At 64.1% G+C, this 20,199-nt stretch carries 21 protein-coding genes and 1 pseudogene; 9 read left to right on the top strand and 13 right to left on the bottom strand.

Going from position 1 to position 20,199, the window contains the following annotated elements; all coding sequences use genetic code 11:
* Positions 1-381: 381 nt before the first annotated feature.
* A pseudogene (locus AB4Z51_RS09175) lies at positions 382-2,041 on the bottom strand (potassium transporter Kup).
* Positions 2,042-2,233: 192 nt separating this feature from the next.
* Positions 2,234-2,491: a hypothetical protein gene (locus tag AB4Z51_RS09170; RefSeq protein ID WP_135213706.1), complete on the bottom strand. Its 258-nt coding sequence runs from the start codon at positions 2,489-2,491 to the stop codon at positions 2,234-2,236.
* A gap of 249 nt (positions 2,492-2,740) precedes the next feature.
* Between AB4Z51_RS09170 and coaD the strand changes: the two genes are divergently transcribed.
* From coaD to queA, 5 genes are all read left to right on the top strand, one after another.
* Positions 2,741-3,238 (top strand): pantetheine-phosphate adenylyltransferase, encoded by a 498-nt coding sequence (gene coaD / locus AB4Z51_RS09165; RefSeq protein ID WP_085404698.1) that lies wholly within the window; start codon positions 2,741-2,743, stop codon positions 3,236-3,238.
* Positions 3,239-3,275: 37 nt separating this feature from the next.
* Entirely contained in the window at positions 3,276-3,851 is a 576-nt protein-coding gene (locus tag AB4Z51_RS09160) for a peptidylprolyl isomerase (protein WP_135213705.1), read from the top strand.
* A gap of 9 nt (positions 3,852-3,860) precedes the next feature.
* Positions 3,861-4,271: a hypothetical protein gene (locus tag AB4Z51_RS09155; RefSeq protein WP_441497306.1), complete on the top strand. Its 411-nt coding sequence runs from the start codon at positions 3,861-3,863 to the stop codon at positions 4,269-4,271.
* On the top strand, positions 4,268-4,732 hold the full coding sequence (locus tag AB4Z51_RS09150) for a peptidylprolyl isomerase (protein WP_129271760.1): 465 nt from the start codon (positions 4,268-4,270) through the stop codon (positions 4,730-4,732). Before AB4Z51_RS09155 ends, AB4Z51_RS09150 begins: the two co-directional genes overlap by 4 nt.
* 143 nt (positions 4,733-4,875) lie before the next feature.
* Positions 4,876-5,949, top strand: a complete 1,074-nt coding sequence (gene queA / locus AB4Z51_RS09145) for a tRNA preQ1(34) S-adenosylmethionine ribosyltransferase-isomerase QueA (protein WP_135213703.1) — start codon at positions 4,876-4,878, stop codon at positions 5,947-5,949.
* A gap of 114 nt (positions 5,950-6,063) precedes the next feature.
* Here queA and AB4Z51_RS09140 read toward each other — a convergent pair whose 3' ends face one another.
* The 4 genes from AB4Z51_RS09140 to AB4Z51_RS09125 form a co-directional block, all read right to left on the bottom strand.
* A complete protein-coding gene (locus AB4Z51_RS09140; RefSeq protein WP_441497305.1) occupies positions 6,064-6,870 on the bottom strand; it encodes an aspartate-semialdehyde dehydrogenase in 807 nt (268 codons plus the stop codon).
* A gap of 218 nt (positions 6,871-7,088) precedes the next feature.
* On the bottom strand, positions 7,089-7,691 hold the full coding sequence (locus tag AB4Z51_RS09135; protein WP_167767904.1) for a PepSY domain-containing protein: 603 nt from the start codon (positions 7,689-7,691) through the stop codon (positions 7,089-7,091).
* A gap of 251 nt (positions 7,692-7,942) precedes the next feature.
* Positions 7,943-8,689, bottom strand: a complete 747-nt coding sequence (locus AB4Z51_RS09130; RefSeq protein WP_135213700.1) for a TetR/AcrR family transcriptional regulator — start codon at positions 8,687-8,689, stop codon at positions 7,943-7,945.
* Positions 8,690-8,824: 135 nt separating this feature from the next.
* On the bottom strand, positions 8,825-9,979 hold the full coding sequence (locus AB4Z51_RS09125) for a patatin-like phospholipase family protein (RefSeq protein WP_167767903.1): 1,155 nt from the start codon (positions 9,977-9,979) through the stop codon (positions 8,825-8,827).
* Positions 9,980-10,222: 243 nt separating this feature from the next.
* On the opposite strand from AB4Z51_RS09125, the gene tgt reads away from it, so the two are divergent.
* On the top strand, positions 10,223-11,371 hold the full coding sequence (tgt, locus tag AB4Z51_RS09120) for a tRNA guanosine(34) transglycosylase Tgt (RefSeq protein WP_038932997.1): 1,149 nt from the start codon (positions 10,223-10,225) through the stop codon (positions 11,369-11,371).
* Here the strand turns inward: tgt and AB4Z51_RS09115 are convergent, their stop codons facing one another.
* Positions 11,372-11,590 carry a hypothetical protein gene (locus tag AB4Z51_RS09115; RefSeq protein WP_028152106.1) on the bottom strand — a complete coding sequence of 73 codons (219 nt, stop codon included), beginning with the start codon at positions 11,588-11,590 and terminating at the stop codon, positions 11,372-11,374.
* Between the two features lie 223 nt (positions 11,591-11,813).
* Here AB4Z51_RS09115 and cysK point away from each other — a divergent pair, with 223 nt between their 5' ends.
* Positions 11,814-12,791, top strand: a complete 978-nt coding sequence (cysK, locus tag AB4Z51_RS09110; protein WP_166096645.1) for a cysteine synthase A — start codon at positions 11,814-11,816, stop codon at positions 12,789-12,791.
* 3 nt (positions 12,792-12,794) lie between these two features.
* A complete protein-coding gene (locus AB4Z51_RS09105) occupies positions 12,795-13,034 on the top strand; it encodes a BrnA antitoxin family protein (RefSeq protein WP_028152108.1) in 240 nt (79 codons plus the stop codon).
* Positions 13,035-13,077: 43 nt separating this feature from the next.
* On the opposite strand, the gene AB4Z51_RS09100 is transcribed toward AB4Z51_RS09105, so the two are convergent.
* From AB4Z51_RS09100 to solA, 5 genes are all read right to left on the bottom strand, one after another.
* Entirely contained in the window at positions 13,078-13,830 is a 753-nt protein-coding gene (locus AB4Z51_RS09100) for an amino acid ABC transporter ATP-binding protein (protein WP_038955459.1), read from the bottom strand.
* An 11-nt stretch (positions 13,831-13,841) separates the two neighbouring features.
* On the bottom strand, positions 13,842-14,684 hold the full coding sequence (locus tag AB4Z51_RS09095; protein WP_166096644.1) for an amino acid ABC transporter permease: 843 nt from the start codon (positions 14,682-14,684) through the stop codon (positions 13,842-13,844).
* Positions 14,681-15,424, bottom strand: a complete 744-nt coding sequence (locus tag AB4Z51_RS09090) for an amino acid ABC transporter permease (RefSeq protein ID WP_166096643.1) — start codon at positions 15,422-15,424, stop codon at positions 14,681-14,683. Before AB4Z51_RS09090 ends, AB4Z51_RS09095 begins: the two co-directional genes overlap by 4 nt.
* Positions 15,425-15,522: 98 nt before the next feature.
* Positions 15,523-16,335, bottom strand: coding sequence for a transporter substrate-binding domain-containing protein (locus tag AB4Z51_RS09085; protein ID WP_441497304.1), 813 nt, complete (start codon positions 16,333-16,335; stop codon positions 15,523-15,525).
* Positions 16,336-16,411: 76 nt separating this feature from the next.
* The gene (gene solA, locus AB4Z51_RS09080; protein ID WP_135213697.1) at positions 16,412-17,581 is read right to left on the bottom strand and encodes an N-methyl-L-tryptophan oxidase; all 1,170 of its coding nucleotides are present in this window, start codon (positions 17,579-17,581) and stop codon (positions 16,412-16,414) included.
* Positions 17,582-17,700: 119 nt separating this feature from the next.
* On the opposite strand from solA, the gene AB4Z51_RS09075 reads away from it, so the two are divergent.
* Positions 17,701-18,666, top strand: coding sequence for a LysR family transcriptional regulator (locus AB4Z51_RS09075; protein ID WP_343287528.1), 966 nt, complete (start codon positions 17,701-17,703; stop codon positions 18,664-18,666).
* A gap of 67 nt (positions 18,667-18,733) precedes the next feature.
* Here the strand turns inward: AB4Z51_RS09075 and AB4Z51_RS09070 are convergent, their stop codons facing one another.
* On the bottom strand, positions 18,734-20,161 hold the full coding sequence (locus tag AB4Z51_RS09070; protein WP_441497303.1) for a caspase family protein: 1,428 nt from the start codon (positions 20,159-20,161) through the stop codon (positions 18,734-18,736).
* Between the last annotated feature and the right edge of the window lie 38 nt (positions 20,162-20,199).

Genomic DNA, 20,199 nt, shown 5'->3' with positions numbered 1-20,199 from the left:
ATCGCATTCCATGTCAGCGCCCCATCCGGCGATCGCCGCGCCGGCGGGATGATCCTTCTGACCTCACGCGACTTCGCACCCTCGCGCGTGTTAGATGGCGAGATTGCGAGCGTCGAGTTGGACAAATTTTGAATCACTCGAAACGTCATAATTGGAGGCATTCTTAGAACTTCTAAAAAAGCGAAGCTAACTGATCGACAAAACATTGGAATTTGTTGCTGCGTATGTCTGGTGATGGGCCAGACAAGATTGAGGTGCGCGCGAATGTCGCACACTCCCGGGTAAGCGGGCGTGACGAGCTCTACCTGTCGGTGATCGGCATCTCATCGAGACGCGTGGTGCGAAGCCTGCCTTGCCCTGAACGGGCGATCCGCACGACGATCAGATCTCCAGCTCGGTCCCGAACTCCACCACCTGCCTGGTCGGCACGCCGAAGAACGCGGCGGAGCGTTCGGCGTTGCGCTGGAGGAAGGCGAACAGGCCTTCGCGCCAGACCCACATGCCCGGGATGTCCTCGCTAGGGATAATGGTCTCGCGGCCGACATAGTAGGTGATGTCGGAGAGGTCGATGCCGGGCAGCTTGCCCTGGCGGCAGGCGAGCGTCAGGCCGGCATAGATCGTCGGATTCTGCATGAAACCGTAATGCAGGACCACGCGAGTGATACCGGGGATGATCTCGATCACCTCGGCGCGGTCTTCATCGGTGATGTGCGGGGATTCCTCGATCAGCACGGTGACGAGGACGATGCGCTCATGCAGCACGTGGTTGTGCTTGACGAATTGCGTCAGCGCCAGCGGCACGCCGCGCGGCGCGGATGCCAGGAAGACGGCGGTCCCGGGCAGTCTGGCGCGGCACTTGTTGACCGCGGTCTCGATCAGGTCCTCCTCGGGCTGGCGCAGCTTCGCGCGCGCCGCTTCGACCAGCTTCACGCCGCTGCGCCAGCAGCGACACCGCGATGCCGTAGGCGCCGGCGAGCGCTTCCGAGGTGCCGAAGCTCAGGACCGCGCCGAGCGTTGCGGCAGCGAGCAGCCAGTTCACCAGCGGCACGTAGATCTGGCCCATCGCATGGCTCGTGGTGTGGCGGATCTGCATGCGCGGCAGGAAGCCGAGCTGGATCGATTGCTGGGTCAGCGAGAACACGCCGGAGATGATCGCCTGCGAGGCGATCACGGTCGCGAGCGCCGAGAAGGCGACCAGCGGATAGTGCAGGGCGTCCGGGCAGAGCTGAAAGAAGGGGTTCTCGATCATCGCGGGATCGGTGATCAGCAGCGCGGCCTGCCCAAAATAGTTCAGCACCAACGCGGGCAGGCAGATCGCGAACCAGGCGAGCCGGATCGGGAAGCGGCCGAAATGCCCCATGTCGGCGTACATGGCTTCGCCGCCGGTCACCGCCAGGAAGGCGGCGCCGAGGATCGCGAAGGAGATGTGGAAGTCCTGGTGGATCAGGAAGTTGAAGGCATAGAGCGGGCTCAGTGCCGCGAGCACGGCCGGGGCCTTGACGATGCCGTGGACGCCGAGCGCGGCCAGCACGAAGAACCAGGCCAGCATCACCGGCCCGAAGATGCGGCCGATGAAGCCCGTGCCCTGCTTCTGGATCATGAACAGCCCGATCAGGATGGCGACGGTGATGGGCACGACGACCGGCGCGAGCGAGGGCGCATCGACCTTGAGGCCTTCGATGGCTGAGAGCACCGAGATGGCCGGGGTGATCGCGCCGTCGCCATAGAGTAGGGCGGCGCCGACGAGGCCGACCACCAGGAGATGCGCGCGCCAGGTGCCGGACTGGGCGTGGCGGGCGTGGAGCAGCGCCAGCAGCGCGACGATGCCGCCTTCGCCGCGATTGTCCGCGCGCAGGATCAGAAGCGCATATTTCAGCGAGATGATCAGCAGCAGGGCCCAGAGGATCAGCGAGGCAACGCCCAGGACAGCTTCGGGAGTCAGCGTAGCGCCATGGGCGGCCGCCTTGGCGGCTTCCTTCAGGGCGTAGAGGGGGCTGGTGCCGATATCGCCATAGACCACCCCGAGGGCGCCCATGGTCATGGCAATTGGCAGAGGGTCAGGGTGATGGCCGGAAACGACTGCGGGCGTACTGGACAAGGTCGACCCCCCGATGGGATCGCGCCCGCCGGGCCATTCCGACGGGCGCGAATATCAGACAGTCTGCGACGGGACGTCGCAAATATCCATGGGATTTATCTCGGGGTTTATATGACGCGAAGCTGACAGGTTCGACTACGGGGTCCGGTCGGCGGTCACGAGGCGGGCCTCGCGGATGTTGGCCTTGGTGCCGGCCTGGCGCAGGCAGGACGCCTCGAAGTTCGGCCAGGCCTGCTGCGAGCAGTCCTTGCCGACGGTGCGGATATCGAGGCGGTCGCTCTTGGCCAGCGGCTGCGGGACGCTCGCTTCGACGGACGGAGCGAAACCGGGAAGGACGGTGAGAGCGGCGGCAACAAACGCAGCAATAGCGACGGCCGAGATGGTCTTGATCATTGACGGTCCCCTGTGATGCGGCCGCTACGCCCAGTTGTGCGGCCCGTCATTCGTTGGGTGGATTAGTAACCATGGCCAGTTTCCGGACGTCTTCGCGGACGCCCGAAATGGTTTCGTTCGCACTTCGTTTTGTTTCATGGCCGTCCCGAGGACGAAACAATTCGGGGAATTCCGACTCGGCGCCGCCGAAAAACCGGCAGGGAACCCGTCTGGCTTGCCGGGCCGGGCCGGGCGCGGTAGGACGGGGACATGCCGCGTATCGCCTTCTATCCGGGTTCCTTTGACCCCATCACCAACGGCCATCTGGACGTGGTCCGGAACAGTGTCCCCCTGTGCGATCGGCTCGTGGTCGCGATCGGGGTCCATCCCGGCAAGAAGCCGCTGTTCTCAACCGAGGAGCGGCTCAAGATGCTCCATGACGTCTGCGGGCCGGTTGCGGCCCAGGTCGGCTGCACGCTCGAGGCCGTGACCTACGACGATCTTGCGGTCACCGCGGCACGCAGGCACGGCGCGACTGTCATGATTCGGGGTCTGCGCGATGGCACCGACCTCGACTACGAGATGCAACTCGCCGGGATGAACGGCGCCATGGCGCCCGACGTCCAAACCGTGTTCCTGCCGGCCTCTCCGGCCGTCCGCCCAATTACCGGCACGTTGGTGCGTCAAATCGCGGCCATGGGCGGAGATATCTCGACCTTCGTGCCGCCGCTCGTCGCCAACCTGCTCAAGGCCAAATTCGCCGGATAACGGCGCAATTCTTCGTCCTACCTGATCCGGAGTTCTCATGATCCGTCGTCTCGCAATTCTTGCCACGATCTTTGCCGCGCTCTTCAGTGCGGTCCCGGCGGTGGCGCAGCAGCTGCCAGCGAACCTCGACAAGGCCAACGCCATCGTCATCGATACCACCAAGGGCCGCATCGTCATCAAGCTGCGGAACGACATTGCGCCCCAGCATGCCGAGCGCATCAAGCAGCTCGCGCGCGAGGGCTATTACAACAACGTGCCCTTCCATCGCGTGATGGACGGCTTCATGGCCCAGACCGGCGATGGCGAGAAATTCAACGGCACCGGCGGCTCGAAATATCCGAACCTGAAGCAGGAATTCTCCAAGGTTCATTTCGCCCGCGGTATCGTCGGGATGGCGCGGCGCGGCGACAGCGTCGACAGCGCCAACTCGCAGTTCTTCATCATGTTCGCGGACGGCGGCAGCCTGGATAACCAGTACACCGTGATCGGCGAGGTCGTGCAGGGCATGGACGTCGTCGACAAGCTGAAGAAGGCACCGCCCGGTTCGGCCGGCGGTGCCGTCACCGATCCCGACAAGATGGTGAAGGTCCAAGTCGCTTCCGACATCAAATAGGATGGGGCCATGGCGCGCTGTGGCAATAGGCTTCTGCTGRCTGCCGCGCTGCTGCTTTCAGGCGTTTCCGGCGCGGCCGCCGGAGACGCAGAGGTCAACACCATCCAGGACATCTTCCTGCACTTGCGGACCTGCTGGAAGCCGCCGCCGCCCAGCAAGGCTCGCCCTATCGACATCACCGTCGTCGTGAGCTTTAACCGGGCCGGAAACATTCTGGGCCATCCGAGGATTACCTATGAATCCGCGGAGGCCTCCGACAATGACCGGCTGCAATACCGGGTCGCGGTGATGGAGGCGCTGCAACGCTGCACGCCGATGCCATTTACCGATGCAATGGCTGGCGCCGCCGCGGGACGTCCATTCGCGATCCAGTTCCGTAACCGGAAGACTTCACCCCCAACGCAAGAGAGACGAGCATGAGCGTCACCGAAAACACCCTGATCCTCGAGACCACGCAGGGCCCCGTTACCATCGAGATGCGGCCCGATCTCGCGCCTGGCCACGTCGCGCGCATCAAGGAACTGGTCCGCGAGGGCTTTTACGACGGCATCGTGTTCCACCGCGTGATCGAGGGCTTCATGGCGCAGACCGGCTGCCCGCAGGGCACCGGCACCGGCGGCTCCGGCAAGAAGCTGAAGGCCGAGTTCAACAAGGAACCGCACGTGCGCGGCGTCACCTCGATGGCCCGCGCCGCCAGCCCCGATTCCGGCGACAGCCAGTTCTTCATCGTCTTCGACGACGCCCGCTTCCTCGACAACCAGTACACGGTGTGGGGCAAGGTCACCGAGGGCATGGAGAACGTCGACAAGATCAAGCGCGGCGAGCCCGTCCAGAACCCCGACAAGATCGTCAAGGCGCGGATGGCCGCGGACGCGGAGTAACCGCTCAACCCTCATCCTGAGGAGCGCGGAACGCGCGCCTCGAAGGATGAAGGCCCCGCTGTTGCGGCTCGGCCTTCATGGTTCGAGACGGCGCTACGCGCCTCCTCACCATGAGGGTCTGACTGCGTGGCGCTGAGCCCGACATGCGCACTGATCTCTTCGATTTCGATCTGCCCGCCGAGCGCATCGCGTTGCGCCCGGCGAGCCCACGCGACTCCGCGAAGATGCTGGTCGTGGAAGGTGGCGCGCTGCGCGACCAGCTCATTTCCGAGCTGCCGCAATGGCTGAAGGCGGGCGACCAGCTCGTCGTCAACGACACCAAGGTGATCGCGGCGCAGCTCAAGGGCCGCCGCATCGGCCGCGAGACCGAGCCCAAGATCGAGGCGACGCTGATCAAGCGCCTCGACGGCTCGCGCTGGCAGGCACTGGTCAAGCCGGCAAAAAAGCTCGTGGCAGGCGACCGCATCCGCTTCGGCAACGAGGGCAAGGTTTGCCTGCTCGGCCATCTCGACGCCGAGGTCGAGGCCAAGGGCACCGATGGTGAAGTGACACTGTCATTCTCGTTTCACGGCCCGGCGCTGGATCAGGCGATCGAAGATCTCGGCAGCCCGCCGCTGCCGCCCTATATCGCTTCGAAGCGCACGCCCGACGATCAGGATCTCGCGGACTACCAGACCATGTTTGCTGCGAACGAAGGCGCCGTCGCCGCGCCTACCGCGGGCCTGCATTTCACCCCGGCGCTGGAGCAGGCGCTGCGCGACCGCGGCGTCGGCATCAACCGCGTCACGCTGCACGTCGGTGCCGGAACGTTTCTGCCGGTGAAGGTGGACGACACCGAAGGCCACAAGATGCATGCTGAGTGGGGGACRATCTCGGCCGAGACGGCGGAGCGGCTCAACACCGCACGGCAGAATGGCGGGCGCATCATCGCCGTCGGCACGACGTCACTACGGCTGCTCGAAAGCGCGGCCGGCGAGGACGGCACCATCCAGCCGTTCGCGGCCGAGACGTCGATCTTCATCACCCCCGGCTATCGCTTCCGTGCCGTCGATATCCTGCTGACCAATTTCCATTTGCCGAAGTCGACGCTGTTCATGCTGGTGTCGGCGTTCTCCGGGCTCGAGGCGATGCAGCGGGCTTACGCGCACGCGATCGCGAAAGGATACCGGTTCTATTCGTACGGGGATGCGTGCTTGTTGTTTCGGGCGCGCGACTAATTTCGGCGCCGTAGGGTGGGCAAAGCGAAGCGTGCCCACCATCTTTCTTAAATGCGCGAGAGAAGTGGTGGGCACGGCGCTTGCGCGCCTTTGCCCACCCTACGGCACCTTGCGTTACGCCATCACGCGCTGCGGCAAGAGCTCCGCGATCTGCACTGCGTTCAGCGCGGCGCCCTTGAGCAGCTGGTCCGCCGCCACGAACATCGAGATCGAATGCCCTGAGGGATCGCTGAGATCCTTGCGGATGCGGCCGACCAGGACGTCGTCTTGGCCCGAAGCGTCGATCGGCATCGGGAAGTAGTTCTTCACGCGGTCGTCGACGAGCTTCACGCCGGGCGCCTGCGCCATGATGGCACGGACCTGGTCCTCGCTGATCGGCTTCTCGCATTCGAAGGTGATGGCCTCGCAATGGGCGCGCAGCACCGGCACGCGGACGCAGGTGACGCCGATCGCGATCTTCTCGTCCTCGAAGATCTTGCGGGTTTCCTTGATGACCTTGGTCTCTTCGTCGTTGTAGCCGGTTTCAGGATCGACGGCCGTGTTGTGGTTGAAGAGATTGAAGGCGTAGGGGTGCGGCATGACCTTGGGCGTATAGACCTGCCCGTTGAGATTGGCGCGGGTGGACTCGACGAGCTCGTCCATCGCGGCGGCGCCGGCGCCGGAGGCCGCCTGGTAGGTCGAGATGATGACGCGCTTGATGCCGTTCTTCTGGTGGATCGGCCAGAGCGGCACCAGCGCGGTGATGGCGGCGCAGTTCGGGTTCGCGATGATGCCCTTGTGGTCGCGGATGCGGTTGGCGTTGATCTCGGGGATCACCAGCGGCACGTTGGGGTCGTCCATGGTGGCGATGAATTCGGCGCCCACCGCACCGGTGACGCCGACAATCGCGACGACGGGATCGTTACTCACATTCTCCTCCATTGCATTGAGCTGAAGACAACAAAAAAGCCCCGGACCAGAGGTCGGAGCTTCGGTAGAGTGGATTGCGTTTAAGTCGACGACCTACGCGCGCACGCCTCCCCGGGCCCCGAAGGCCGTGGTGGTTTTAGTCGTGCGTTTGGTGGTCGTGAACATGGCGGCGACTTATGCGGGAGAGTTTCGCGCCCGTCAATGGCTTTTCGGCGGGATTGTGGCCGCCGCTATTTCGTCCGGGCGCCCGGCGGCTCCAGGATGACCTCCTTGAGGTTGTCGCCGCTGATGACGACGATCGCGAAATTCAGCCGGCCGCGTTCGCGCACCAGTCCGCCGCTGATCGCCTTGCCCGAGGCCGCACGTTCGGCGACGTGCACGGCATCCGCAAGGCGGTGCTTGATGGCACCGAGCGCTGCGAGGTTGCTGCGGTCGTCGAGATCGAGTTCGGCGAGGGGGAGGGCGGCTTCGCCGCCGACGAGCTCGCCGGTTGCGGCGTTGATGGTGTGGCGCCAGATGCGGTCGTTGTGCAGGGTCTTCACCCGGTAAACCGGCACGCCGGAGGCTCCGTCGAAACTCACATCCGCCGTCGTGGCGCCGGCATGACGGGCTTCCGCAATCGCCATGGCCTGGCTGATCGAGATCGACGAGCTGCGGAATCGTTCGATTTCGCGGCTGACCGCTTGGCGGTCTGCCTCGGCATCACCATCTGTGTCGCCGTGAAGCGCGGTCGGCGTGCCCGTGGTGACGATGGCCCGCGCCGGCGCGGCAAGAAGCAGCGCGGGCAAGGCGATCGCAAGTAATCGCAAGGTCAATCGTTTGGCTGTCGTCATGCTCGAAACCCTCGGCCAGCGAGTGTGCCGGATGATCGTAAAGAATTCGCGGCCGACCTTGGGCATCGGCCGGCCGCGGAGCGTCGCAGCGGGCTGGACCCGGCACGGCGATCTTGGGCGGTACGGACCCCTTTGGGGCTGGTGAAAAAGCGGTCCGTATCGCTTATAACTAAACCATACCGTATCGTTTTGTTTTGGTCAACGACGCGGGCGTAACCTCCAGGGGGAAACGTCGCAACCTCACGGAATTGTCAGCGGGACGGGCGCCGCCGCTGTGTGCCCTTTGCGGCGCTCTGGATGCGGTCCGCGGGTCCCAGCGCGCCGGCCAGGAACAGCTTGATCGCCGCGCGCATGCGCTTCTCGGCGGCCTTCAATTCCAGCGCCGTGCCGAACGTCGCCAGGCGGTGGGTGTGACCGACGACGACGTCGAGGAACACCTCTGCCGCGATCGTGGTGTCGTCGACGTCGAGTGCGCCCTGCGCCACCAGACGGTCGAAGAAGCGGGCCGTGGTGGCGACGGCCTTCAGCCAGCCTTCCTCCTTGCCGAGCTTGGCGATGTCGGGGAAGTTGATGGCCTGCGACGTCATCATACGGCTGAATGCGACGGCATCGGGCCCGCAGGTGAAGGTCAGCATCTCGCGCCCGATCTCGACCAGCCGCTGCTCGACGGAAATGTCCGAGGCGCTGGAGAGCTGCGTCTCGGCGGCTGCCGATAGCGGCGCAAGCCAGCGCGCGATTTCGCGCCTCAGCACGGCGGCAAACAGGCCGCGCTTGTCCCCGTAACGGGAATAGACGGTGGGTTTGCTGACCCGAGCGGCTTCCGCGACCGCGTCGAGCGAGGTCGCGTCGAAGCCGCGATCCAGGAACAGGCGGGTGGCGACCTCGATCAGCCGCTGATCGCGCTCGATCGCAGCGGTTTTCGTCGGGCGGCCGCCGCGTGATTTCGGCACCTCGCGCCGTGGCGTTGCCGGCTTTGTCCTGGTCGCAGTCAATCCCATGCCCAATGATTCCTGCGCGCTTCTAATCGTCGTCATTCGCTCTATATCGCGCAGGAGCGGGGGCGTCATCGCGAATCTGGCCGAATTGGCCGTATCGTCAACGGTTTCGGCACGGTCTCGTTCCGTCACGAGAGATCACGGCAGCTTCGAAGTCCAGGCCTGGCCGGAGGCAGCCTTCTCGTATCCGTACTGATACAGCGCCCGCATATAGGCGGTGTCGAACCCTTCCGAAGGCGGCGCGGGGTAATCGCGCGCGATGTAGGAGAGGTGGAAGCCGAGATTGTTGCGCTTGGCGAAATCATAGGTCGAGAAGATGATCGAGCGCGTCTGCGACTGGGTGATCGACGACAGGCTGCGCGAGGCGACGTCGATGGTGCTGTTGGACACGAGCTCGAAATTGCGTTCGATCTTCTTGTTGACGAGGATGTAGATGTTCATCCGCGCGTTGCCGGGCAGGCGGTCCTGGGAGAGCAGGGCTTCCGGCAGCGTCAGCACCGGCGCGGTCACGCCGCCGTCGACATGCATCTCCTGAAATCTGCGGCCCTGRCCTTCGGCGTCGATCATGATGGGCGGAAACACCAGGGGAATGCTGGCGGAAGCCGCCATCACGTCGCGAAACAGTTTTAGCGCCTCGGGTGTTCCGACCGCTGCGATCTTGCCCATGTCCCAGATGGCGGTCCGCTGGGTGTCGAGATCGGTGGTCACCACCAGCAGCTTTCGGCCCTTGGCATTTTCACGCGCGACCTGCGCCATGATCTCCGGCCCGACATAGCGGGCGACGAGCTCGCGCAGCCGCGTGTTGCCGAACAGGCCGGACCCGAACAGCACACGCATGATGCTGGGATCGTTCAGGAGGCTCTCCGCGATGCCGCTGGTGTAGACCTCCCTCAGCGTGTCATCATACTGCGAGCCGAGGAACGCAAAGGGCGCGATCAGGCCGCCGGTGCTCACGCCCGAGACGACCGAGAAGGTGGGACGGGTTCTGGCAGCGGTCCAGCCGCTCAGCACGCCGACGCCATAGGCGCCATCGGCGCCGCCGCCGGAAAGCGCCAGATAGGACTTCGTCGCGGTGCTGGTGTCCTTCTCGAAGCTGAATTTCGTGACGGGCTCGTCGGCGTAGCGGCGCAAGCCGTCGATATCGAGCACGCGCGACGTGCTGGCCTCAGCGGCCGTATAGGGCGTGCGGGGCAGGGAGGTGCAGGCGCCGAGTGCCAAGCTGCATACCAGAACCAGGAATCCGGTCAGGCGGACGCCTGTCTGTCTGATCCAGCCGCGCGAGGGGCCGGACATTTCGGTCGAACATGAAGCGGAGGGCATTGTCGGTGGCTGGCGATCACACAAATACTGCCGCCGGCAAAATTCACCGCGGCATCTCGTCCAGCCCCGCGCAAAAACTACACTGTATCGTTTTGTTTGGCAAGCGCGCCGGGCGATCAAGTCGGCGTCAAATGTGTCCCGCTCTGAGCCACAAGCCGGCTCTGGCGTGGTCCGAGCGGGTTGATCAGCCTCTTCCGACACGCAATAAGCACGACCATGAATCTTCCTGACACCGGTCTACCCAATCACTTCGAGCTGCTCGCCACCGATGGCGCCGCGCGCACCGGGCGCCTGACCACGCCGCATGGCGTGGTGCGGACGCCGGCCTTCATGCCGGTCGGAACCGCCGGCGCCATGAAGGGCATGCACTGGCGCGAGGTGCGCGAGGCCGGCGCCGACATCGTGCTCGGCAACACCTATCATCTGATGCTGCGTCCCGGCGCCGAGCGGATCTCGGCGCTCGGCGGCCTGCAGCGGTTCACCGGCTGGAACGGGCCGATGCTGACGGATTCCGGCGGCTTCCAGGTGATGTCGCTGTCGGACCTGCGCAAGGTCACCGAGAACGCCGTCACATTCCGTTCGCATATCGACGGCGCCAAGGTCGAGCTGTCACCGGAGCGCTCGATCGAGGTGCAGCGCTTCCTAGGCTCCGACATTGCCATGCAGATGGACGAATGCGTGCGGCTGCCGGCCGAGCGGGACGACATCGAACGGGCGATGCGGCTGTCGCTGCGCTGGGCCGAGCGAAGCAAGCGCGCCTTCGAGAGTGCGCCGGACGGCTACATGCTGTTCGGTATCGTGCAGGGCGGCGACGTGCCGCAGCTTCGTCACGCCAGCGCCGAAGGCCTCGTTGCAATCGGTTTCCACGGCTATGCGATCGGCGGTCTTGCCGTCGGCGAGCCACAGGCGGTCATGCTGGCGATGATCGACGAGACCGCACCGATGCTGCCGAGAGAGCGGCCGCGCTACCTGATGGGCGTCGGCACGCCCGATGACATCCTCGAAGCGGTCAAGCGCGGCATCGACATGTTCGATTGCGTGATGCCGACGCGCAATGGCCGTCATGGCGTTGCCTTCACGCGCTTCGGCCAGGTCAATTTGCGCAACGCGCGCCACGCCGACGATCCGCGTCCGCTCGACGAAGAGAGTTCCTGGCCGTCGGCGCGCAACTACGCGCGCGCCTACCTGCATCATCTCGTCAAGGCGGGCGAGACGCTGGGAGCCATGCTGCTCTCCGAGATCAATATCGCCTACTACCAGTTCCTGATGCAGGGCATCAGGGACGCGATCGCACACGGGACGTTCGACGAGTTCTACCAGCGTACGCGCCAGGACTGGGCGAGGGGCGACATCGCCCCGCGCTAGTCAGTTGCAGACGATCCGCTGCTTGACGGCGTGCTTGGTCACGAAGCCGTAGCCGCAATTGTCGCAGGTCCAGAGATAGCTGATCATATGGTCGGAGATGTAGGCGGATGCTTCGGCGGCGACCATCGAGTCGGCGCAGACGGCGCAGGTCGGCAACTCGCTGCAACGCGGGGCGCGGTGATGTGCGACGGTCGACAACACTTCAGCGACTGCTGACATCGTGGTGACCTCTCTGCTTTGAGACCTAAGTCTAACATAGACCGAATCAGTTGACGAGGTCGCAACACAAATGCGTTGGTTTTCTGATAATTACAGCTCACGCGATTTTGCGATGCAGCGTATTTAACATGTGCCGCATTGTCGCTTGCGTGTCGTCCCAAGCTGTCCGTTACTGCGCAAGAGACGCTGCAGAAACAGAAATTGTCGTCACAGGGAGTTCATCATGGACGCATCGTCCAACACGGGTGCAGCGCACCAGCCCGGCCGCGGCCGGATCTACTCTTCGATCGTCGAGGCCTTTGGCGACACGCCGATCGTGCGCTTGCAGCGGCTGCCGGGCATGCACGGCGTCAACGCGACGATTTTGGCAAAACTTGAATATTTCAATCCCGCCGCGAGCGTGAAGGATCGCATCGGCGCGGCCATGATCATCGCGATGGAGAAGGCCGGCATCGTCAAGCCTGACACCGTGCTGATCGAGCCGACCTCGGGTAACACCGGCATCGCGCTCGCCTTTGTCGCGGCCTCGCGCGGTTACCGGCTCAAGCTGGTGATGCCGGAATCGATGTCGATCGAGCGGCGCAAGATGCTCGCCTTTCTCGGCGCAGAGCTGGTGCTGACGCCGGCGGCACAGGGCATGAAGGGCGCGATCGCGACCGCCGAGGAGCTCCTGAAGACGACACCGAATTCGGTCATGCCGCAGCAGTTCAAGAACCTCGCCAATCCCGAGGTGCACCGCCGTACCACCGCCGAGGAGATCTGGAACGACACCGGCGGCAACGTCGATATCTTCGTCGCCGGCGTCGGCACCGGCGGTACCATCACCGGCGTCGGCCAGGTGCTCAAGCCACGCAAGCCGTCCTTGCGGGTGGTGGCGGTCGAGCCGGAGGAAAGCCCGGTGCTCTCAGGCGGCCAGCACACGCCGCACAAGATCCAGGGCATCGGCGCCGGCTTCGTGCCCGACATCCTCGACCGCTCGGTGATTGACGAGATCGTGAAGATCAACTCGACGACCGCGATCGAGACCACCCGGGCGCTGGCGCGGCATGAGGGCATTCCCGGCGGCATCTCCTCGGGCGCGGCGATCGCAGCTGCGCTCCAGATCGGCAAGCGGCCGGAAGCTGCGGGAAAAACCATTCTGGCTATAGTGCCGTCCTTCTCCGAGCGGTATCTTTCGACGGCTCTGTTTGAGGGAATCTAGGACATGACGGATCAACCGAGGCGGCCGCGCACGCTTGGCGATGCGCGGTCGGAGGCCGAGGCGGCGTTCAAGAAGGTGACCGCCAAGGTCGCCGTGGCGCCACCGAAGCCGAACGTGGCGCCGGGAATCAAGGAGCAGGTCACGCTGCGCATCGACCAGGACGTGCTGGAGTTCTTCCAGCAGGGCGGTCCCGGCTGGCAGGACCGCATCAACGAGGCGCTGCGCAAGGCGGCGGGGAAGTAGCGCCTCCTGCCCAGGGGCGCCGAAGGGCGGCGCGCCGGCGAACTCAGAGGACCTGCGACAGAAACCGCTGCGTTCGCTCGTCCTTGGCCGCCGTAAACAAGGCTTCCGGCGGCCCGTGCTCGACGATCACACCGCGGTCGGTGAAGTAGACGTGATCGGCGACCTCACGCGCGAAGTTCATCTCATGGGTGACGAGGAGGCATGTCATGCCATCCTCGGCAAGCTCCCGGATGGTGACCAGGACCTCCTTGACCGTTTCCGGATCGAGGGCGGCCGTAACTTCGTCGAACAGCATGATGTCCGGTCGCATCGCCAGCGAGCGGGCGATGGCCACGCGCTGCTGCTGTCCGCCGGAGAGCTCGCCGGGATAGGTATCCTCCTTCCCCGCGAGCCGAACCTTGGCAAGCAGCGCCCGGGCGCGCGCTTCGACCTCGGCACGCTTCTGGCCGAGAACATGGATCGGCGCCATCATCACGTTCTGGAGCGCGGTCTTGTGCGGGAAAAGATTGTACTGCTGGAAGACCATCCCGACCTTGCGGCGCAGCGCCAGCTTGTCGAGCCTGGGATCGGACACCTCGATGCCTTCGATCTGAATGCTGCCGGACGAGATCGGCTGAAGGGCATTGATGCAGCGGATCAGCGTGGATTTCCCTGATCCGGACGGGCCGATGATACAGATCACCTCGCTCTTTTTGACCGACAGGCTGATGCCTTTCAGGACCTCGAGAGCTCCGAACGACTTTCTGACGTCGACGCATTGGACGATGGGCTGATCCGGAGTCCAGCTCGTGGCCATGCACTGCTCCCTCAGCGTATGCGGAACCGACGCTCGAGACGCGCGGTCCAGAGGTTGATCGGATAACAGTAGAGAAAGAAACACAGCAGCGCGAAACCGTAGAGCGGAGCGAACAGCTCCGGCCTGCCGCCTTCGGCGGCATGCACCTGCGCAGTCAGGGTGAGCATTTCCGAAACACCGACGATCGATGCCAGCACCGTCGACATCGCGACCAGCGCATAGACGTTCATCCAGGGCGGCAGCATGCGCTTGATGCACTGTGGCAGCATGATCAGCCACATCGTCTGGCGCCGCGTGAACGAGAGCGATTCCGCCGCCTCCCATTGCGTCGACGGAATGGAGCGGACGGCACCGCGCACGACCTCGGCGACGTTCGCCATGACCGGCAATGCGAAGCCCACCGTCGCCTTGATCCAGTCCGGCAAGGGGATGGTCGTCTTGAAGAGGGTGACCTGGAAGGGCACCAGAAACATGACGAAGAACAGCAGCACCAGCCAGGGTGCGTTGCGGAAGAATTGAGTCAGGAGCCAGCTGACGGCGGCGAGCGGTCGAAACTCCGACAACAACCCCAGACCCAGGCCAAGCCCGGCGATGGTCCCCAGCAGCATGGCCAGCAGGGAGATCAGGATGTTGAAGGCGAACCCGCGCAGCAGCAGCGGCGACCACTTCACAATGACTTGCAGCGGGGACAGCACCGCCGGTCCGGTCTGCGCCCACGCGGTGGACGCGGCCATGATGGCGCAGAAACCGAGGATCGCGGCGGCCAGCGGGCCGATCCGAACGGACATCCGGGTCGGCACGGGACGATACGGCAGAAGGACGGCAAGCCTGTGCTCGGGCTGGGCGCCTTTCATCGGGCGTATCCCGGGATGCGCATCGCTCGCTCCCAGCGATGCATCAGCCAGACGAGGACGCCGACAAGGATGCCGTAGGTCGCCAGCAATACGACCATCATTTCGAAGACGTTCTGCGATTCCGACCAGACCTGCTTGACCGCATACAGCGTCTCGGGAACGGCGATCGCGTAGGCGAGGGTGGTCGTCTTGAGCAGGTTGACGAGGTTGTTGTTCAGTGCGGGAAGGCAGACGCGAATGGCCAGCGGAAGGACGATATGGACGTAAGCCTTAAGGCGCGTGTATCCGAGCGCCTCCGCGGCTTCCAGCGTCGTCCTCGGCACCGCCTCGATGCCTGAGCGGAAGATTTCGACGTTGAAGGCGCCCGCGAACAGCGACAGAGAAATGATGGCCCATTGGACGTTGCTCAGCAGCGGAACGCGCATGCCTGCCGCCTCGACGGCCGGGAGCATGGTGCCGAGGCCGAAATAGAAAAAGAAGATCTGGACCAGCGGCGGCGTGTTGCGGAACACCACCACGAAAGCATTGACGGGCAACCGCAGCAGCATGGACGGACTGCCTTGCAGCAAGGCGCCGACCGCGCCGATGATCAGGCTCAGCAGGATGGTCGTGACACTCAGAAGCAACGTCATCTTGAGCCCGCCGAAATAGCGGTCCCAATCGTAGGCATCGTAGAATACGGAGAAATTCAGCCCCGTCGTTTCGTAGAGCCGTTGAAACCAGTCGCCGATTTCGTGCATTTTGCGCGACACCAAACTGTTGAGGCGATGCCTCGTATCAGTGCATTGGCTCGACCTGTTCGGAGCGCAAGACGGATCTGGCGCTCCGCTCTGCGCGTCTATTTGTCCTTGTATTGCTCGTGCATGAGCAGCGAATACTCGGTCGGCGTAATGCCCCACTTCTTTTCCGCTGCCACGATGAAGCCGGTCTTCATCCAGTCCTTTGTCATATCTTCGAGCAGCTTCTGAAGGCTGGAATTATCGAGCGYGACAGCGATCATCCATGGCGATGGCAAAATACCTTTCAGGGGCAAGTCGTAGTCCGCCTTCCACTCGTCCTCGAGCAGCTTGCCTTGCAGGAAGGTCTGATCGTAGACATAGCCGATGCAGTTGCCCTGCTTCATGGCGAACAGAGGCTTCTCCGAGCCGTCAAACGCAACGATTTCGGGGCCGTAGGATTTGGCAACGTCCTTGTTGTACCAGGCCCCCGACGTTGCACAGACGGGTTTTCCCTTGAGCTCGGCCCAGTCCTTGATGCCGGACTTCTTGTTGAGAAGGATGTTCACATAGTCCGAATAGTACAGCGGCTCGATGGCTTGAACCACGCGACGGCGTTCCGGCCTGTCCGACATGGTCGCGATCAGCAGGTCGACCTTTCCCTGCTGAAGAAATTCGATCCTGTTGGAGGCCGCGACCGGAACGAGTTCGAGTTTGACGCCGAGGCGTTTGGCAATGTCTGCGGCGAGATCCGGCTCGATGCCGACCACGTTTCCCGTGGGATCGCGGAAGCCGAAGGGCTTGTAGTCAGCCTTGACGCCGACATTCAACGTGCCGCGCTGCTTGATGGCATCGACGCCATCGGCGGCTTGGGCACTGCCAAGCATCAGCAGCGCCGCGATGCCTGTCATCATGGAACGGACAATGTCTCTCATCGGATGACGCCTCCAGGATTGTGATCACGACGCGCGTTGAGCGCGCTTGTTCAAGATACAAGGCTCGTGCCAAACGTCACGAAAAACGGGAGATGGAGAATGGGCTGAGGTCGATCGCGCTTCGACCGCCGGTCACCATCCCGGCGACGACGTTGCCGATACCTGCCGAGTGCTTGAAGCCGTGGCCCGAGCACGCCGAGACGACACAAATCCGGTCCTGGTCGGGATGGCGGTCGATGATGAAGCCCCGATCGGGCGTCACCGTGTAGATGCAGGCAGCCGCCTGCGCGACGCGCGGCGTGGCGCCGGCGAGCCGCCCCGCGACGTGCTTCCGGTACATTTCAACCGATTCCGCGGGATCGACGGTGCGGTCGATGGCGTCGGCCGTCGTGTTGGTCTCGTACTGCTCGGTCGCGACCTTGAGACGACGATCGCCAGGCAGCGGCGGGAAGCCGTAGAGGTAGTCGACATCCGTCGCGCCATGCATCCAGATGAACACAGGGGCGTCGGCGCGATACGCGCTGGTATCGTCGAGCTCGTACCAATGCAGCACCTGCCGCTTCACCGTGAGCACGCGATCAAACGGCGCGCCGAGCAGGTGGGAATTCCAGCCGCCTGCCGACACCACCACCTGGTCCGCCTCGAATGTGCCCGAGGACGTTTCCACCCGAACGGCGGGGCCGCGCTGCGCGATCGAGAGAACCTCGACTCCCGTGCGGATCGTTGCGCCGAGCTGCTCCGCGCGCGTCAGCTGCGCCTTGATGCAGCGCTCCGGAAAAACGTACCCTCCGCCGGGTTCGTAATAGGCCTTCTCGTTGCCCTGGAGATTCAGGAACTGCGGGAAGCGATGAGCCACCTCTCGCCCGTCGATCACTTCATGCGCGATGCCGAAGTCACGCGCGGCCCCAATCGAGCGCGCGACGAAATCCGGCTTGCCGTGGTGCGACGTCTCGCCGACACCGGGCGCTATGACGACGAGGCCGCATGGGTTCAGCAGCTCGGCAGACGTCTCGGCTTCGAGCTCACGCCAGATCCGGTGCGTATCCAGCACCAGGGGCACGTAATCGCGGCCTTCGCCGACCGCCTGCCGGGTGATGCGGGTTTCGCCGTGGCTGGATCCCATCGTGTGGGGCGGGGCAAAGCGATCGAGGCCAACCGCCTTTACCCCTCGCTTGGCCAGTTGATAGAGGGCCGCGCTGCCCATGGCACCGAGGCCGATCACCAGAATATCCGCTTGCTCGCTCATGGATCGGGACTGCTCAATTGTTAGGACGATCCGAAGTCTGCTTTCGGATGCGGCTCTCCTACAAGGATAATTCATATAATGAAGGCAATTTGCATGTTAATATGACTTCTGCTTAAGCTATGGATATGACGCCACCTGTTCCAGACTTGCGAAGCTTGCAGATTGTCGCTGCCGTCGCGGAGTCCGGCAGCATGCTTCAGGCGTCCCGTCAGTTCGGGATGACGCAATCAGCGGTTTCTCAGGCTGTGCGGCGGGCCGAGGCCTCGATCGGCGTCGCGTTCTTCAACCGTAGCCGGAGGCCGCTTACATTGACGCGGGCGGGTCGCATCCTTGCTGGCCGTGTTCGCGATCTGAATCGCGACTTTGACACGTTACTCAGCGCACTCCGGGACGCAGCGAAACTGCCTGAGCGTGTCGATCTGAGGCTCGGCCTCATCGACTCCTATGCCGCCACGGTCGGCGCACACCTCGTCAAGGAGCTCATGACGGGCGAGGTCGCACTGAGTCTGTCCGTTTGGTCGGGCCTTGCTCACTCGCATGCCGAGGCGCTGGTCCACCGAACGATCGACGCGGCGATCACATGCGATGCGATGGATGACCTGTATGATATCGAGCGCTTCCCGTTTTACCGCGAGCCAAATCTGCTGGTGGTGCCGCGCGGATTGGAAGCCGAATTTGCTGACCTTGATTTGCGGGAGATCCTGACCCGGCATCGCCTGGTCCGGTACAGCGAACGCTCCTATGCAGGCGCTCAGGTCGAGCGCCACCTGAGCCGTTTGGGCATTCGCCCACCGCGGGCCTTTGAGTTTGACACCTCGGACAGCCTGGTCGCCATGGTCGCCACCGGGATGGGCGTAGCGATCACCACGCCGCTGTGTCTGTTGCAGGGGCTCGCTCACGCTGGTCAAGTCAGCGCTCTCCCTCTGCCGGGCCCCGGATTTTTTCGTGAGCTGCTTCTGGTGACCCGCCGTGGCGATCTCTCATCACTGGCGCCGCGCATCGCGGAGATGGCTCGGACGAGCATTACGATGCAGGCGATGCCGCGGATCCGGACGCTAGTGCCTTGGTTCACCCAAGATTACTAGCCATTGCCACCACGAAAAAGGCCCGGCTCTCGCCGGGCCTTTTTGCGTTTTGGAGCCGGGTCCCGCCTCAGCGGCGGAACATGCCGCCCATCATGCCGCCGACGACACCGCCGACGAAGGCCGCGCCGGCATCGCCGCCGCCGCTGTTGCGATGCTGAACCGGTGCGCCGCTCTGGGCCTGGGCCGGGGCAGCACGCCGGGCCGGCTTCGCGCTGTCGTCGCTCGCGGTGGCCGGCGCGGCCGCCACGATCTCGGACAGCAGGGCCTTGTGCTGGAGCTTGTTGAGGTAGCCGGTCGACGGATAGCCGCGGGCGGCCTGCCAGCGCTTCAGCACCGAGCGGGTCTCGTCGGTGAAGGCACCGGTCACCTTGGTGTCGAAGCCGAGCCCGGTCAGGCGGCGCTGCACGTCGCGGCGCTGGCCCTTGTCGAGGCCGATCTGGTCCTCGGTGAGCTGGGTGGAGTCGTCGGTGAAGGTGGCGGGATCGATCCCGGAGTTCAGATTGCGGGTCGCCGTGGACGGGCCGCTCTTGATCGCCGCAAGCCGCGCCAGCGCCAGCGCCTTGAACTGGCCGTTCGGATAGGCCGAGAGATAGGCGTTGAGCTCTTCCGGCTTGTTGGATTCCTTGACCGAGCGCCAGTACTCGAGCTCGACACCGTCGGAGCTGCTCGCTGCCGCCGGCACGTTTCCGGAAGCGGTCGGGGCTGCGTTGGCAACCTGCGTCTGCTGCGACGGGTTGAGATAGACCGCGCCGATCAGGTTGGTGTGGCCCCAGGGAAGCTGGCCCTTACGGGTCTCTTCGTTGACCTGGGCGCRCACCGACGTCATCGCCTGCTGGATCTCGACGCCRGGCTTGGTGATGTTGTCGATCAGTGCGCGTGTGAACGGGCTGTTGTTGCCCTCCTGGCCGTCGAGCGCGGTCTGGCCTGGGCCGGTGGCGAACGCGATCAGCGTGCCTTCGCCCGACTTCATCTCGGCAAGACCGCTCTGCACGTTGACGCTGCGCGTTGCCGAGTTCGACTTGATCTTGGCGGCGAACGGATTGTCGCGGCAGGCATCGAGGAAGACGAGCTTGACCTTGGCGTCGCCCATGGTCTGCTCGAGCGTCAGGTCGATATTGATGGCTGCGCCGAGCTTGACGTCCATCTCCGACTTGATGTCGGCGTCGACGGGCAGGAGGTAGTTGCTGCCGCTGACGGCGATGCCGTGGCCGGCGTAATAGAACACTGCGACATCGGAGCCTTGCGCCTTGCGGCCGAAGTCCAGGAGCTTCTCCGTCATCTGGTCGCGGGTGAGGTTGGATCCTTCGATCACCTCGAAGCCGACATTGCGCAGGGTCGCCGCCATCGCCTTGGCGTCGATCGGCGGGTTCGGCAATTGTGCGACGTTCTTGTAGGAGCCGTTGCCGACGACGAAGGCGACACGGCGGTCGGCCTTCGCGGCACTGACCGACAGTGCCATGCACATCAGCGAAACGAGCAGGGTGAGAGTGCGCATCTGAAATCCCCAACAGAATCGAATTGCAGGCAGCAACA

The organism is Bradyrhizobium sp. 2TAF36, from assembly GCF_052114925.1.
GTDB lineage: Bacteria > Pseudomonadota > Alphaproteobacteria > Rhizobiales > Xanthobacteraceae > Bradyrhizobium > Bradyrhizobium barranii.
Note: the sequence above shows the minus strand (reverse complement) of the source record. Positions and strands in the feature narration are given on the sequence as shown.